Consider the following 13,939-nt stretch of genomic DNA (forward strand, 5'->3'; position numbering starts at 1 on the left):
GTCCGTCACGGCCTCCATGCGTTAGTTGGCCTGACGGATATCAGCCTGTTCCTCGGCGCGCAGGTGGCTGGGCGCCGAGCCGATGACGCGCTTGAAGGCGCGGCTGAAGGCGGCATCCGATTCATAGCCGAGACGCGCGGCAACAACGGAGATCTTCATCCTGTCGCGGATCAGCCACTGTCGCGCCTGATGCATTCTGACCTGGGTGACATATTTTGCCGGCGTTTCGCCAACGATGGTGGCAAAGCGCTCGGCAAATCCCGATCGTGAGGCGCCCATCATCCGGGCCAGCGACTCGACCGTCCAGTCATGGTTCGGTTCAAGATGGATGGCGGCCAGCACGCGGCCGATTTCTCGGTCCCTGACGGCGGCGATCCAGCCGGACGAGTCGCCGCAGCCGCGCTCGACCCATGAGCGGATGACGGTGGCGGCAAGCACGTCAGCCAGCCGCGCCAGGATGCCGCCGGAACCGACGCGCTCCATCGTCACTTCGCGCGCCATCGACTCCAGCAGGTGCGGAATGCCGGGTTCGTAGGCTTCCAGCTCATGCGTGCGCATCACGTCCGGCATCATGCCGAGCAGGGGATGCAGGCCATCGAGATTGAAATACATGCTGGCGCAGAACAGCAGCGTTCCCGGTTTGCAGTCCTTGCCGCACATCTCTTCGTTCGACGTGCAGTAGACGTCCTTGCAGACCTCCTCGAGCGCGTAGCCGTGGATTGGCCAGGTCTGGGCGCCGGGTTCGCTGGCAAGCACATGGGCACCGCCGCGCGGCAGCAGGATCGCATCGCCTGCATTGAGCTGCACCCATTCGCCGGACGGCTGCTTCAGCCAGCAACCCCTGCGGCCGATGAAGTGAAACCGCGCCGCGGGTTGGGCTGGGAACTGGATGCCCCAGGGCTCCTTCATTTCGCAGCGGCCATATTCGACGCCATCGAGGCGCAGGCCCCTCAAAATGTCGGTCAGCGGGTCGCCGGTGACTGGAATTTTGGACGAATGGTCAAACATGATGGGGTTTCTAGCATGGAAACTCCAGGTGGTCACTCCCTATGTTGCACTGCAGCTAAATGCTGCAGCGCAAACAAGCTGAAATCAGACCATAGTGCCAAACCGTGAGGGCAAGGCATGTAACGGGTGGAACTCCCGACCGGTCATTTCCTACGTGGCGCTGCAAACAGACCGGAGACTGACCATGGCCGACCCTTCTACAGGCGTCATCGACGCCACACTAGTGAATGCAGATTCCGATGAGCGAACCGAACCGGCATGGGGTGCCGTTGTATCCCTGGCGCTTGGGGTGTTTGGACTGGTCACCGCTGAATTCCTGCCCGCCAGCCTGCTGACGCCGATGGCGCGCGATCTCGGCGTCAGCGAGGGCGTGGCCGGACAGGCGGTGACGGCCACCGCGATCGTTGGCGCCATTGCCGCACCCACCATGGCCATCATCACCAGGCGCATGGACCGCAGGCTGGTGATGTGGATGCTGACGGTGTTCCTGATCCTGTCCAACCTTCTGGCCACCTTTGCCTCATCGCTGCCCGTGCTTCTGCTTGCCCGCGTCGTGCTCGGCGTAGCACTTGGCGGCTTCTGGGCGATGTCGGCGGCCATGGCGCTGCGGCTGGTGCCGATGCGGCTGATGCCGCGCGCCATGTCGATCATTCTCACCGGCGTTTCGCTGGCGACCGTCTGCGCGGCGCCGGTCGGCGCCTATGTGGGTGACATCTGGGGCTGGCGCACTGCCTTCATGATCGCCACCGTCGTTGCCGCGCTGGCATTGCTGGTACAACTGGCCACCATTCCCAAATTGCCGCCCGTGGGCGTGGCGAGCTTCCGCACCTTGCTCGACGTGCTGGAGCGTCCGTCGATCAGGATAGCCCTGCTGGTCGTGCTGCTGGTCGCTTCGGGACACTTTGCCGGCTTCACCTATGTTCGCCCCTTCCTCGAGAAGGTGCCCGTGCTTGACATCGAGACGATCTCGCTGGTGCTGCTGGCCTATGGCATAGGCGGCTTCTTCGGCAATGTCGCGGGCGGCATCCTGGCCGAACGCAGCCTCAAGGCAGCGGTTGCGCTGGCGCCCCTGCTGATTGCGCTGGCCGCCGCCTCGATGCTGGTTTTCGGCGCTTCGCCGACGGTCGCCGCCGCCGCTGTTGCGGTCTGGGGCTTTGCCTTCGGCGCCGTGCCGGTCGGGCTGCAGAGCTGGCTGGTGCGGGCCGCGCCCGATCAGGCCGAAAGCGCCGGCGGACTGATGGTGGCGACGTTCCAGGTGGCGATCGCGCTCGGCGCCGTCTTCGGCGGCCTGCTGGTCGACCATGCCGGCGTGGCCAGCGCCTTCGCCTATTGCGGCGCGGCGACGCTGCTGGCGGCCGTCGTGGTGTTCCTGCGCGGCCCGAAGCGCGCCGAGTAGCCTGGACGCAGATCAGGCTTTCCTGACGCTGCGCATCGGCCCGAGAACCATCACGGTTTTCGGGCCGCTGCCATTGTGATGGCAGGGACGAACGAACTCAGGCCGACCGCCCGTCGAAATCGAAGACCGACAGGGTCGAGGGGTTGAGATCGGCCACGCAGTTGATGTTGACATAGGCACTGCGTTCGCTGCCCTCGCGAACGTCCTCCGCAAAGGGATGAATGCCGCAGGCCCGGCAGAACCGGTGCGCGATGGCATGGTTGCCGAATGTGTAGGTGCCGAGGTCGTCGCCCCAAGCCAGGACCTGCAAGGTCCCGTGCGGGATGGCACACAACAGAGCACCCTTGCGCGAACAGATCGAGCAATTGCACCTGATGGCGCCGGTCAGTTCGGCCTTGAATTCGAAGGCGACCTTGCCGCAGTGGCAGCTGCCTTTGTAAAGCATCGGATTTTCCTCGTATTCGACAGGGTGCAAAACCGCCTGCGCCGGGTTAAGTCTCGGCAAGCCATGCCCCAAGGACGTTCAAGGCGTCTGGAGTCCGACACCGAAAATGCAATCAGTCCGTGATCAACTGGAAATCATCCTTGCGCGCCTTGCCGCCCGTGCCAGTGAAGAGCGCGCGTTCACGAAGCTTTATGCCGAAGCCGCGCGGGCGGCGGCTGACGCCAGCGATGCGCGCCAGCGGGCAGGTGTGAAGCTCGGGCCGCTCGACGGCAACATTGTCTCGATCAAGGATCTGTTCGATGTCAGCGGCGAGGCGACCACGGCCGGTTCACTGATGCGCAAGACCGCCGCGCCCGCCTCGCACGATGCCGCTGTCGTCAGCCGGCTACGGCAGGCCGGCGGGGTCATCATCGGCAAGACCAACATGACCGAATTCGCCTTCACGGCGATCGGCGACAATCAGCATTTCGGCACGCCCGGCAATGCCGTGGACGCCAGTCGCATTCCGGGCGGTTCTTCCTCGGGCGCCGGCGTTTCCGTCGGCGAGGGGACGAGCGAGATATCGATCGGTTCCGACACCGGCGGCTCGATACGCATTCCGGCTTCACTGAATGGCGTTGTCGGCTTCAAGCCGACAGCGCGACGGGTGCCGCTTGCCGGCGCCTTCCCATTGTCCGCCACGCTGGACTCGATCGGACCGCTTGCCCGAACCGTCGCCCAGTGTGCCGCTGCCGACGCTGTGATGGCCGGCGAGGCGCCAACCGCGCTGGCGCCGATTGCGCTTGGTGAGCTTCGCATCGGCATCTCGCGCGGCGTCCTTTTCGAAGAGACGGAAGGCGAGGTCGTGACTGCATTCGACCGCTGCCTTGGCAAGATCGAGCAGACGGGCGCGCGGATCGCAGACGTGTCGATCGACGATCTGCTTGCCGATATGCGCGCGGCCACCAAGCGTGGTTCGATTGCTGCGATGGAAGGGGCCGAAGTGCATGCCGACTGGCTGGCGACAGGGGCACCGGTGCCGGTCGACCCGCATGTCAGCGGGCCTTTGTCGCGGGCAGCCATGCTGCCGACGCCTGTCTACATCAGGGCAATGCGCCGTCGCACAGCGCTCGTCGCCGCCATGGACGAGCGGCTGGCATCGGTCGATGTGCTGGTCTTGCCGACCACACCGGTGACAGCGCCGACCATCGTTTCGATGGCTGAAGATGCCGAGCTGCGCGACCACACCGAAGGCCTGCTGCTGCGCAACACGCAGGTCGCCAACCAGTTCGACCTCTGCGCGATCTCGCTGCCGATGCCAAGCACGGCGCTGCCGGCCGGATTGATGCTGGTGGCGCGCAACGGGCATGACCGGCGTCTGCTGCGGATTGCTGCTGAAATAGAATCGCTACTTGGCGCGTGACCAGGGCTGGACTGACTATCAGTGCGACGAACAGTGCTTGCGTTCGCTGTCCTTGGCGGTGCGCACGATGCGGGTCGCGACCAGCCAGGGCAGGCTGTAGTCCTTGCCGGTAATGGTCTGGATGCGGTGTTCGATTGTCCCCCTGACGACGATCTTTCCGGCAGAAAGCGCATCGGAATGATCCGTTATCGCCTTGTCGGCCTGCGGCAATCCGCTGGCGTCGATCGACACGCCCTTGATGACCGTGCCGGTGGCAAGGTCGAGCGCGCTGTTGGACGGGCACGGCGCCTTGAAGCAACGCAGTCCGTTGTCGCAATAGACATAGCTGCTTTCGGCCGCGAATGACGGCATGGCGCAGAGCGAACAACCGGCGACTATCAGGAATGCGAGGCGAGGACCGTACATGGCTCCCAACGTTGCGGAGAATTGGGGCGAAACAGCGATGTGTTACACGCTCGTCGGAAACCGCCGCCGATAGTGATCGACCACTTCGGGATTGCGCAGATTGACCGGCAGTTTGCCCGCCAGCACCAGCAACGCCTCGCCTGCCGCGCCGACGCCCATGCGCATCATCGATTCCTCGGTGATGCCGGCCATGTGCGGCGTGATGATGACATTGTCGAAGCCGAAATAGGGATGGTTCGACGGCAGCGGCTGCGTCGCAAACACGTCGAGCGCGGCGCCGCCGATGCGCCGTTCCTGCAAGGCCTCGATCAGGGCGTCGTCATCGATGACCGGCCCGCGCGACACGTTGATCAGCAGCGCATGCGGTTTCATGCGCGCGATCCGCTCACGGCTGATCAGGCCGCGCGTTTCCGGCGTCAGCGGGCAGCATAGAACGATGATGTCGCTCTGCTCGACCAGGGCGTCGATCGACAGGAAACCGACCTTGTCGGGGGCCGGCTGCATGCTGCGCGTCGTTGCCACCACCTTCAGGTCGAAGCCGTGCGCGGCGATATGGCCGACCGCCTGGCCGACGGCACCAAGGCCGACGATGCCGATTGTCTTGCCGGCAAGCTCGATGTTGGCATTGGCGTGCTCGCGGCCGGCAAGCCAGCCTTTGCCGCGCAGGTCGCGGTCGACCCTGCGGAATTGCCGGAGCAACGCAAGCGCGGTGAACATGACATGCTCGGCAACCGAGCGGGCATTGACCGCCGGCACGTTCGCCACCAGCACGCCGGCGGCGCTTGCTGCTTCCATCGGGATCATGTCGAGCCCGGCGCCATGGCGGATTGCCGCCCTCAGCTGCTTCGCGTCGTCGAAAAGCTGTGGCGGCAGCGGCGCGCGCACGATGACGATGTCGGCATTCCTTGCCTCCGCAGCCAGTGTGGCTGGATCGATGGCGGAGGCGACGACGAGCTCGCCGGCGCCGGCCAGCATAGCCGAGGCGCGCGGATGTAGAGGGTGGGTCGTGAGGATCCGGGCCATGTCGATCAGGCGCTTTCGAGCGCCGAGCTTTGCGGCTCCTCGCCATGGCCCTCGATCAGGCCTTTCCAATAGCTCTCGGCACCCTGCAGATGGGCGCTCATCAGCGCCTGTGCGAGATTGCCGTCGCGGCGCAGCAGCGCCTCATAAATCTGGATGTGCTCGGCATGCGAGCGCACGTTGCGCTCGGGGTCGTTGAAATAGATCGGCAGGCGCTGCTCGCCCATCATGTAGTAGACGGAACAGACATTGTGGAAGACGCTGTTCTTGGTGGCGCGCACGATCTCCAGGTGGAATTCGCGGTCTTCCCTGGCCAGGCCTTCGCCTGCGGCGATGCGCTCTTCCGAAGCTTTCAGGATTTCGCGCAGCCGCTCGAAATTCTCCTCGGTGGCGCGCGAACAGGCGAGCTCGGCCGCCTTGATCTCGTGGATCTTACGCAGCTCGACCGTCTCGTAGATCTGGATCGGGTCGAGCGGCAGGCCCGCGCGGGCAAAAAGCGCCATCGCTTCGACGCTGGCCTGTTTGGTGTCGATGTAGATGCCGGACTTGGCCCGGCGCTCGACGATGCGCATGGCTTCGAGGATGGCGAGCGCCTCGCGGATCTGGCCGCGGCTGACGGCGAAATGCTCCGCCAGTTCGCGCTCAGACGGCGTGCGGCCGGTCTCCTTGTCCGAATGGGAGAACAGGTAGGCGGCGAGTTCCGCGAGGAGGTTCTTTTCTTTCATCGTCAATCGCGTTGCGCGTGCGCCTCCAGGAACCGCTCCGAAATGGTGAATCCCAGACCCGGTCTTTCCGGGATCGCTATCATACCGTCCTTGGCTTCGACAGTCTCTTCGATCAGATCGTGGATCATCGGGTTGGCGCCGAGCGAATATTCGACGGTAAAACTCGACGGCGAGGCGGCGCAGACATGCAAGCCGGCGAAGAAGCAGGGCGCGCCGGCCCACAGATGCGGCGCAAAGCGCAGGTTGAAGGCGCTGGCGATGGTGCCGATCTTCATCGCCTCGCTGATGCCGCCGCAGAAGGCGGGATCGGGCTGGAAGATGTCGGCGGCTTTCAGCACGGCGAGGTCGCGGAAGGCATAGCGTGTCGCCTCGCTTTCGCCGGTGGCGATAGGAACGGCGCCGGATGCCCGCACTTCAGCCATGCCTGATTTGTCGTCGGCGATGATAGGCTCCTCGAACCAGGCGAGATCCAGATCGTTGACGAGGCGGATGAAGCGCTTGGCTTCGGCCACCGTATAGGTGCCGTGCGCGTCGACCATCAACTCGACATCAGGGCCGAGCGCCTGCCGTGCGGCACGCACGCGGGTGGCGGAAATGTGTGCCGCGCCGTCCATGGCGCCGACCCGCATCTTCAGCGCCTTGAAGCCGCCCTTGGCGATATAGGATTTCAACTGCTCGCCGATGGCGTCGGCGGCTGCCCAGCCGCCGGACGCATAGGCCGGCATGCGATCGAGCTTGCGGCCACCGAGCAGCCGCCAGACGGGCACGCCAAGCGATTTGCCGAGAATGTCCCACAACGCGATGTCGACGGCGCTGATGGCCGCGATGCTCATGCCGCGCCGCGCCAGCTGCGGCATGGCATGGCCGGCGCGGGCGGCGCTGTCATGGCGCACGCCATTGTAGAGCATCTCCCAGATGACGCCGATGTCGGCCGGATCGCGGCCGATCAATTGCGGCCCGACCTCATGGTTCAGCATGTGGACGAGGGCGCCGTAGCTGCCGGCGCTGCCGGCGGCATTCTTGCCTTCGCCCCAGCCGACCAGCCCGTCATCGGTCTCGATGCGCAGGATGGCGGCGTCGAAGGTCGTCACCTGGCCGAAGTCGCTGCGGTGTTGCCGAGCGGCTTCGATCGGGATGCGGACCCACCAGGCTTGAACGGTCTTGATGCGCATATTCTTCCCCAGCCCGCCGCCGGTCAGGGCGGAAGGGCAAACTTCCCAGAGGCGGTCGACTACTTGATCAGCGGCAGCAACGTTTCGGCGTTAATGCGCATCTGGTCGGTGTAGAATTTTTCCGTGAGCACGCTGGAGCCGTGGTCCTGGATGAACTTCAGTTGTTCGGGCGAGATGTCGACCGGATTGCGCTCGACCATGTCGGGATAGGGTGCCGCCGGTGTCCGGTCGACGGGCGCGACGAATTCGTTGGTCAGCGCGCCGTCGTAGCCGATCTCCCGCAATGTGGCGACGATCTTCGGCCAGTCGATCTGGCCGAGGCCGGCGGCGAAACGGTTGTTGTCGGCGACGTGGAAATCGAACAGGCGCTTTCCGGCCTGCCGGATCGCGTCATAGACGTTAAATTCTTCCATGTGGATGTGGTAGGCATCGAGACAGACGCCGCATTCGGGGCTGACCGCGTCGGCCAGTGCCAGCGCCTGTGCGCCGCGATTGAACAGATAGGTCTCGAAGCGGTTGAGCGGCTCGACGGCGATCTTGACGCCGACCTTCTTGGCATGGGTGAAGCATTCCCGGGTCGCGTCGACAACCCACTTCCACTCCTCCTCCTCGGTGCCGTCAGGCACGACCTTGCCGACGGTCGCCGGAACAAGCGTGATGATCTCGCCATCGAGTTCGCTGACCATGGTCAGCACGTCCTTGACATACTGAACGGAGCGCTCGCGCTGACCCTGGTTCTTGGCGGCGAGGTTGCGCTCGCCCAGCATCAGCGTCACCGCGCCCCAGCAGCGGATGCCATGCTCCTTCAACAGCGCCCGGGTCTCCTTGGTCTTGTACTGCTCGGGCTCGCCGGAAATCTCGATCGACTCATAGCCGAATTTCTTGATGCGCTTGAGCGTCGTCTCCAAGGGTTCCGCGCGCATCCAGTTGTGCGTCGAAAGATGCATGGTCTGTCCTTCCCAATTCGTCTTTATGGTTCGCCTGCGACATGCATCGCCAAAAGGCGACGCAAGGGTTCCTCCCCAAGGCATCCCCAGCCTTTTCTCGCAAACTGGTTCGACCAATTGGGCCTGAAGGGAGGTCTACAGCAAATTCTCGGGTACGGCAAGAAGTGCGGGGACGCAACTTTCTGCGCGAATTATTTCATTGATTATATTGAGATATATATCCATTTCTCGTGTAGACTCAGGGTCTTGAGGGCGCTTAGCGAGGCTTGACCAAATTCCCATATTTGGTAATACCAGAATGGTGGTGCTTGCAAGCGCCCGTTGAGAAAAGACCAAAGTGGCTGGCCCTGCTTCCAATCGGCGCTATGCTCGGTCGCGAGAACAATGAGGGAGGATGCCGATGCCGACGACAATGAAGGGCCCTGGACTGTTTCTGGCGCAGTTCGCGGGCGACGCCGCGCCGTTCAACTCGCTGGCGTCGATCACCAAATGGGCTGCCGGTCTCGGCTACAAGGGCGTGCAGATCCCGACCTGGGACGCGCGGTTGTTCGATCTCAAGAAGGCGGCCTCTTCCAAGGCCTATTGCGACGAAGTGAAGGGCATCTGCGCGGACGCCGGCGTCGAGATCACCGAACTGTCGACGCATCTGCAGGGGCAATTGGTGGCGGTGCATCCGGCCTATGATGCGCAGTTCGACGGCTTTGCGCCGGCCTCGGTGCACAACAATCCGAAAGCGCGGCAGAAATGGGCGGTCGAACAGATGAAGTTCGGCGCCAAGGCGTCGAAGAACCTTGGCCTGAAGGCCTCGGTGAGCTTCTCGGGAGCGTTGGCCTTCCCTTACCTCTACCCGTGGCCGCAGCGGCCGGCCGGGCTGATCGAGGAAGCGTTTGCCGAACTCGGCAAGCGCTGGAAGCCGATCCTCGATGTCTATGAGGACAATGGCGTCGATATCGGCTACGAAATCCATCCCGGCGAGGACGTGTTCGACGGCGCCACTTTCGAGATGTTCCTCGACGCGGTCGGTGGCCACAAGCGCTGCAACATCAACTACGATCCGTCGCACTTCCTGCTGCAGCAGCTCGACTATCTGGAATTCATCGACATCTACCACGAGCGCATCAAGGCGTTCCACGTCAAGGACGCCGAGTTCAATCCGACCGGCCGGCAAGGCGTCTATTCCGGCTACCAGAGCTGGACCAACCGCGCCGGCCGCTTCCGGTCGCTGGGCGACGGACAGGTGGATTTCGGCGGCATCTTCTCCAAGCTGACGCAGTACAATTACGATTCCTGGGCGGTGCTGGAGTGGGAGTGCTGCCTGAAGCATCCGGAAGACGGCGCGGCCGAGGGCGCACCGTTCATCGAGCATCATATCATCCGGGTCACGGAAAAGGCATTCGACGATTTCGCCGGTGGCGCTACAGACAAGAAGGTGCTGCGCGCCATGATGGGTATCTAGCTCGACTTTCCCTTCCTCTTGAGGGGGAGGGTGGCCCGAAGGGCCGGGAGGGGTCGGTTCATGCCGAGCTCTGCCTCAATGACCCGATCCGCTGCGCGGATCGACCTCCCCTCAAAGGGGGAGGTGAGCAACAGCCAAGGAGAAAAACATGGTCGGCGCATCGAAGTCGGAAACGGGAGGCGGCCCGATCCGCTACGGCATGGTCGGCGGCGGGCAAGGCGCCTTCATCGGCGCGGTGCACCGGATCGCGGCGCGCCTGGACAACGACTTCGTGCTGGTCGCCGGCGCTTTGTCATCCGACCCGGCGCGTGCAAAGGCCTCGGCTGTAGAGCTCGGGCTCGACCCCGACCGCAGCTACGCGTCCTATGCCGAGATGGCCAAGGCCGAAGCCAAGCGTCCCGACGGTATCGAGGCGGTGGCCATCGTCACGCCCAACAATGTGCACGTACCGGCGGCAAAGGCATTCCTCGAGGCCGGCATCCACGTCATCTGCGACAAGCCGCTGGCAACCACACTGGCCGAGGCGAAGAAGCTGGCGGCGATAGTCGAGAAGACCGGCAAGGTGTTCGTGCTGACGCACAACTACACCGCCTATCCTATGGTGCGGCAGGCGCGCGAGATGGTCGCCAAGGGCGTGCTCGGCGACATCCGCATCGTCCAGTCCGAATATCCCCAGGACTGGCTGACCGAGGATCTCGCCGCTACCGGCCAGAAACAGGCGGCGTGGCGCGGCGATCCGAAACAGGCAGGTGCGGGCGGCGCGCTCGGCGATATCGGCACGCATGCCTACAACCTCGCCCGCTTCGTCTCCGGACTGGAGCTGGATTCCCTGTCGGCCGATCTCGACGCCTTCGTGCCGGGACGGCTGCTCGATGACAATGTCAACGTCATGCTGCGCTTCAAGCCTGCCGGCAAGACGCATCCGGCCAAGGGCATGATCTGGGCAAGCCAGGTGGCGCCCGGCCATGAGAACGGGCTGAAGCTGCGCATCTATGGCTCGAAGGGCGGGCTGGAATGGGTGCAGGCCGACCCGAACTATCTCTGGTACACGCCGTTCGGCCAGCCGAAGCAGTTGATCACCCGCAATGGCGCCGGGGCGCTGCCGGTGGCAGGGCGTGTCAGCCGCGTGCCGTCAGGCCATCCCGAAGGCTATCTCGAAGGCTTCGCCAACATCTACCAGGAGGCCGCGCGCGCCATCCGGGCGGCGCGCCGCAAAGGCGGCAAGCCGGCCAAGGACGTCGTCTTCCCGACCATTCACGACGGCGTCGAAGGCATGGCCTTCATCGAGGCTTGCGTGAAGTCGTCGAAGAAGAATGGGGCGTGGACGAAGCTCTAAAATAGAAATCCGGGGGATCCAGGGGGAGGGGGCGTCGATGAAAATCGGCATGTGTATGTTCCTGTGGACGACGGCGGTGTCGAAGAAACACGAGCCGTTGCTGCGCGACATCAAGGCGACCGGTTTCGATGGCGTCGAAATACCGATCTTCGCAGGCGCGCCGGACGACTATAAAAAGCTCGGCGAACTGCTCGACCGGATCGGGCTGGAGCGGACCGCGGTTTCAGCCATGGGTGATCCGGCGATGAACCTGATCGCGGCTGATGCGGCGACGCGCAAGGCCGGTGTCGACTACATGAAATGGGCGATCGACTGCGCCAATGCGCTTGGCGTCAGCACGCTGAGCGGCCCGCTGCATTCGACGCTTGGCGCCTTTTCCGGCGCTGGGCCGACGGCCGCCGAGAAAAAGCGCTCGGTCGCCTCGCAACGCGCCATCGGCGACCATGCCGGCAAGAAGAACGTCACCATCGGGCTCGAGGCGCTTAACCGCTTCGAATGCTATCTCCTCAACACTATGGCGGATTTGTCGGAGCATATCGACGCGATCGACCGGCCGCACATCAAGGCGATGTACGACACTTTCCACGCCAATATCGAGGAGGCTGACCCGATCGGCGCCTACACGAAACACCGTCGGAATGTCGTGCATATCCACATCTCCGAGAACGATCGCGGCGTGCCCGGGCGCGGCAACATTCCGTGGAAGGAAACATTCTCGGCCATCCGCAAGAGCGGCTACGACGACTGGCTGACGATCGAGGCGTTCGGCCGTTCGCTGAAGGATTTGGCGGCGGCGACCAAGGTGTGGCGCGATTTTTCCGAAACGCCGGAAGCGGTGTACCGGGATGGGTATAAGCATATCAAGAACGGGTGGAAGAAAGCGGCTTAGCATCTGATCGACGCAAAGACCTGTCGAGCGCAGCGCGACGAAGTGCGGGTCGACCCTTGGTGAGAGGCGCGATGATGATTGCGCCTGGTCCATTTTCTATCTGCGTTCGCGGCGGTTGCAAGGTGGTTCCCCCACTCCGTCTCGGCTTCGCCGAGCCACCTCTCCCCCTCCGGAGGGAGAGGAAAGGAAGCCTGGTGGCGCGGGGAGAGGAAGAAAGCCTCGGCCTTGGAGGACAGGCGCCGGCTCGGACAGCCTTGCGCCTTTCCTCTACCCCGTCGATCGGGGAGAGGTGTCGAGCGAAGCTCGACGGAGTGGGGGTCGACCCTTTGGCGCCGGGCGAGGCGATGCGTGCGCTTCTGCGTCACAGGGCTAACCCTGCTCGGCCTGGATCCTGTTGTAATCGTGGATGGTCCGGCTCAGCCGGCGGCGCAGGAAATTGGAGATGTTGTCGAAAATGAAGACGACGAGCAGGATCAGCAGCACCATGTAGAAGACGTTGGCCCAGTTGGAGTTGGTGCGCATCGCTTCCCACAGTTTCAGGCCGATGCCGCCGGCGCCGACGGCGCCGATGATGGTGGCGCCGCGCGTGTTGGATTCCCACTGATAGAGCGTCTGGCTGATGAACACCGGCACCACTTCCGGCAGCACGCCGTAGCGCTGCACGAGGAGGCCGTTGGCTCCGGTCGAGGTGACACCCTCGCGCGGCTTGTCGTCAATGTTCTCCAGCGCCTCCGAATAGGTTTTGCCGAGCGTGCCGATCTCGGTGAAGAAGATCGCGGCACTGCCCGCCAGCGGACCTGGCCCGAAGGCGCGGGTGAAGAACAGCGCCCAGATCAGCATATCGATGGAACGCATGAAGTCGAAGAAGCGCTTGAGCACCTGGTTGACCAGCCGGCTGGGCGTGATGTTGCGGGCGGCGAAGAAGGCGAGCGGGAAAGCGACGATGCCGCCCAGCATGGTGCCGAGAAAGGCCATGACGATGGTCTGCAACAGCTTCGTCCAGACATCGCCATGCTGCCACTGCGCGTTGTTCCAGATGTTGTCGCCGGCCAGCGCCAGATTGGACGTGCCCGGTTTCAGTTCCGGTCCGGAGACGATCAGCGAGGCGACTTCGCTTGCCGATTTGCCGAAGAAGGGCGAGCGGGTGTCGAAGACGAAGTTTGCCCAGCCGAGAAAACGCTTGCGGATCCTGACGCGGTCAACGGCGACGCGGGCCTCGCCGGCAAAGCCCATGTCGGCGACAACCTCATCTTCATGCGCGGTGATCCAGCCGGGAACCGGTCCGGAGATCAGCGGTTTGCCGGTGCCTAGCCCGACCGCAACGGTTTCACCGTTGGCAATGATCGTGGCTTGCGTCCTGTTGAAGGTGATCGACTTGGCGGTGCCGTCGATCAGGATCGTCACCGAACCGTCGGCATTGGTCTTGACCCAGTCCGGATTGGGATCTGGGCCGAGCACCGAAAAGCGTGGATATTTGGCCGTGATCTGCGGTTCGTCGAGGCGGAAGATCGGCTGCACGTCGTAGCTGATCCATTGGGTCAGGAACAGCGGCAGGCGCTCCCAGTGCGATTCCCGCATGACCTGCGGCAGGTTGAAGAACCACAGCGCATAGAGCAGGTAGAAAAAGATGCCGCCAAGCAGCAGCAGCGGCCCGAAGCGTTTTTGGAACGGCCGCTGGAACACCTGCGGGAAGCGCTCTTCGATAGACTGGATTTCATCGGCCGTCATGGCAGTCATG

The 13,939-nt window shown here is 63.7% G+C and carries 13 protein-coding genes; 5 read left to right on the plus strand and 8 right to left on the minus strand.

Annotation, left to right across the window (positions count from 1 at the left end):
* Window positions 1-21 precede the first annotated feature (21 nt).
* Window positions 22-1,008 (minus strand): AraC family transcriptional regulator, encoded by a 987-nt coding sequence (locus tag HB777_00315; protein ID QND62497.1) that lies wholly within the window; start codon window positions 1,006-1,008, stop codon window positions 22-24.
* Between the two features lie 184 nt (window positions 1,009-1,192).
* On the opposite strand from HB777_00315, the gene HB777_00320 reads away from it, so the two are divergent.
* The gene (locus HB777_00320) at window positions 1,193-2,404 is read left to right on the plus strand and encodes an MFS transporter (protein QND62498.1); all 1,212 of its coding nucleotides are present in this window, start codon (window positions 1,193-1,195) and stop codon (window positions 2,402-2,404) included.
* A gap of 97 nt (window positions 2,405-2,501) precedes the next feature.
* Here the strand turns inward: HB777_00320 and HB777_00325 are convergent, their stop codons facing one another.
* Window positions 2,502-2,849, minus strand: a complete 348-nt coding sequence (locus HB777_00325) for a GFA family protein (GenBank protein ID QND62499.1) — start codon at window positions 2,847-2,849, stop codon at window positions 2,502-2,504.
* Window positions 2,850-2,955: 106 nt separating this feature from the next.
* On the opposite strand from HB777_00325, the gene HB777_00330 reads away from it, so the two are divergent.
* The gene (locus HB777_00330; GenBank protein ID QND62500.1) at window positions 2,956-4,251 is read left to right on the plus strand and encodes an amidase; all 1,296 of its coding nucleotides are present in this window, start codon (window positions 2,956-2,958) and stop codon (window positions 4,249-4,251) included.
* A gap of 18 nt (window positions 4,252-4,269) precedes the next feature.
* Here HB777_00330 and HB777_00335 read toward each other — a convergent pair whose 3' ends face one another.
* The 5 genes from HB777_00335 to HB777_00355 are packed head-to-tail and all read right to left on the minus strand — an operon-like array spanning window position 4,270 to window position 8,520.
* Window positions 4,270-4,656, minus strand: coding sequence for a hypothetical protein (locus HB777_00335; protein ID QND62501.1), 387 nt, complete (start codon window positions 4,654-4,656; stop codon window positions 4,270-4,272).
* Between the two features lie 42 nt (window positions 4,657-4,698).
* Window positions 4,699-5,679 (minus strand): hydroxyacid dehydrogenase, encoded by a 981-nt coding sequence (locus HB777_00340; protein ID QND62502.1) that lies wholly within the window; start codon window positions 5,677-5,679, stop codon window positions 4,699-4,701.
* A 5-nt stretch (window positions 5,680-5,684) separates the two neighbouring features.
* Complete coding sequence (locus tag HB777_00345; GenBank protein QND62503.1) at window positions 5,685-6,401, minus strand: FadR family transcriptional regulator; 717 nt, start codon at window positions 6,399-6,401, stop codon at window positions 5,685-5,687.
* Between the two features lie 2 nt (window positions 6,402-6,403).
* Window positions 6,404-7,573, minus strand: coding sequence for a mandelate racemase/muconate lactonizing enzyme family protein (locus HB777_00350; protein QND62504.1), 1,170 nt, complete (start codon window positions 7,571-7,573; stop codon window positions 6,404-6,406).
* Between the two features lie 59 nt (window positions 7,574-7,632).
* Window positions 7,633-8,520 (minus strand): sugar phosphate isomerase/epimerase, encoded by an 888-nt coding sequence (locus HB777_00355; GenBank protein QND62505.1) that lies wholly within the window; start codon window positions 8,518-8,520, stop codon window positions 7,633-7,635.
* Between the two features lie 400 nt (window positions 8,521-8,920).
* On the opposite strand from HB777_00355, the gene HB777_00360 reads away from it, so the two are divergent.
* From HB777_00360 to HB777_00370, 3 genes are all read left to right on the plus strand, one after another.
* Entirely contained in the window at window positions 8,921-9,976 is a 1,056-nt protein-coding gene (locus HB777_00360; GenBank protein ID QND62506.1) for a sugar phosphate isomerase/epimerase, read from the plus strand.
* A gap of 148 nt (window positions 9,977-10,124) precedes the next feature.
* Window positions 10,125-11,312, plus strand: coding sequence for a Gfo/Idh/MocA family oxidoreductase (locus tag HB777_00365; GenBank protein QND62507.1), 1,188 nt, complete (start codon window positions 10,125-10,127; stop codon window positions 11,310-11,312).
* Window positions 11,313-11,349: 37 nt separating this feature from the next.
* Window positions 11,350-12,201: a sugar phosphate isomerase/epimerase gene (locus tag HB777_00370; protein QND62508.1), complete on the plus strand. Its 852-nt coding sequence runs from the start codon at window positions 11,350-11,352 to the stop codon at window positions 12,199-12,201.
* A 369-nt stretch (window positions 12,202-12,570) separates the two neighbouring features.
* On the opposite strand, the gene phnE is transcribed toward HB777_00370, so the two are convergent.
* Window positions 12,571-13,938: a phosphonate ABC transporter, permease protein PhnE gene (phnE, locus tag HB777_00375; GenBank protein QND62509.1), complete on the minus strand. Its 1,368-nt coding sequence runs from the start codon at window positions 13,936-13,938 to the stop codon at window positions 12,571-12,573.
* Window position 13,939 lies beyond the last annotated feature (1 nt).

This window comes from Mesorhizobium loti (genome assembly GCA_014189435.1).
GTDB classification, from domain to species: domain Bacteria; phylum Pseudomonadota; class Alphaproteobacteria; order Rhizobiales; family Rhizobiaceae; genus Mesorhizobium; species Mesorhizobium loti_G.

Coding starts and splice junctions, on each gene's coding strand:
- HB777_00360 (QND62506.1), top strand. CDS start 8,921: ATGCCGACGACAATGAAGGGCCCTGGACTGTTTCTGGCGCAGTTCGCG.
- HB777_00330 (QND62500.1), top strand. CDS start 2,956: ATGCAATCAGTCCGTGATCAACTGGAAATCATCCTTGCGCGCCTTGCC.
- HB777_00355 (QND62505.1), bottom strand. CDS start 8,520: ATGCATCTTTCGACGCACAACTGGATGCGCGCGGAACCCTTGGAGACG.
- HB777_00320 (QND62498.1), top strand. CDS start 1,193: ATGGCCGACCCTTCTACAGGCGTCATCGACGCCACACTAGTGAATGCA.
- HB777_00370 (QND62508.1), top strand. CDS start 11,350: ATGAAAATCGGCATGTGTATGTTCCTGTGGACGACGGCGGTGTCGAAG.
- HB777_00365 (QND62507.1), top strand. CDS start 10,125: ATGGTCGGCGCATCGAAGTCGGAAACGGGAGGCGGCCCGATCCGCTAC.
- HB777_00325 (QND62499.1), bottom strand. CDS start 2,849: ATGCTTTACAAAGGCAGCTGCCACTGCGGCAAGGTCGCCTTCGAATTC.
- HB777_00340 (QND62502.1), bottom strand. CDS start 5,679: ATGGCCCGGATCCTCACGACCCACCCTCTACATCCGCGCGCCTCGGCT.
- HB777_00315 (QND62497.1), bottom strand. CDS start 1,008: ATGTTTGACCATTCGTCCAAAATTCCAGTCACCGGCGACCCGCTGACC.
- phnE (QND62509.1), bottom strand. CDS start 13,938: ATGACTGCCATGACGGCCGATGAAATCCAGTCTATCGAAGAGCGCTTC.
- HB777_00335 (QND62501.1), bottom strand. CDS start 4,656: ATGTACGGTCCTCGCCTCGCATTCCTGATAGTCGCCGGTTGTTCGCTC.
- HB777_00350 (QND62504.1), bottom strand. CDS start 7,573: ATGCGCATCAAGACCGTTCAAGCCTGGTGGGTCCGCATCCCGATCGAA.
- HB777_00345 (QND62503.1), bottom strand. CDS start 6,401: ATGAAAGAAAAGAACCTCCTCGCGGAACTCGCCGCCTACCTGTTCTCC.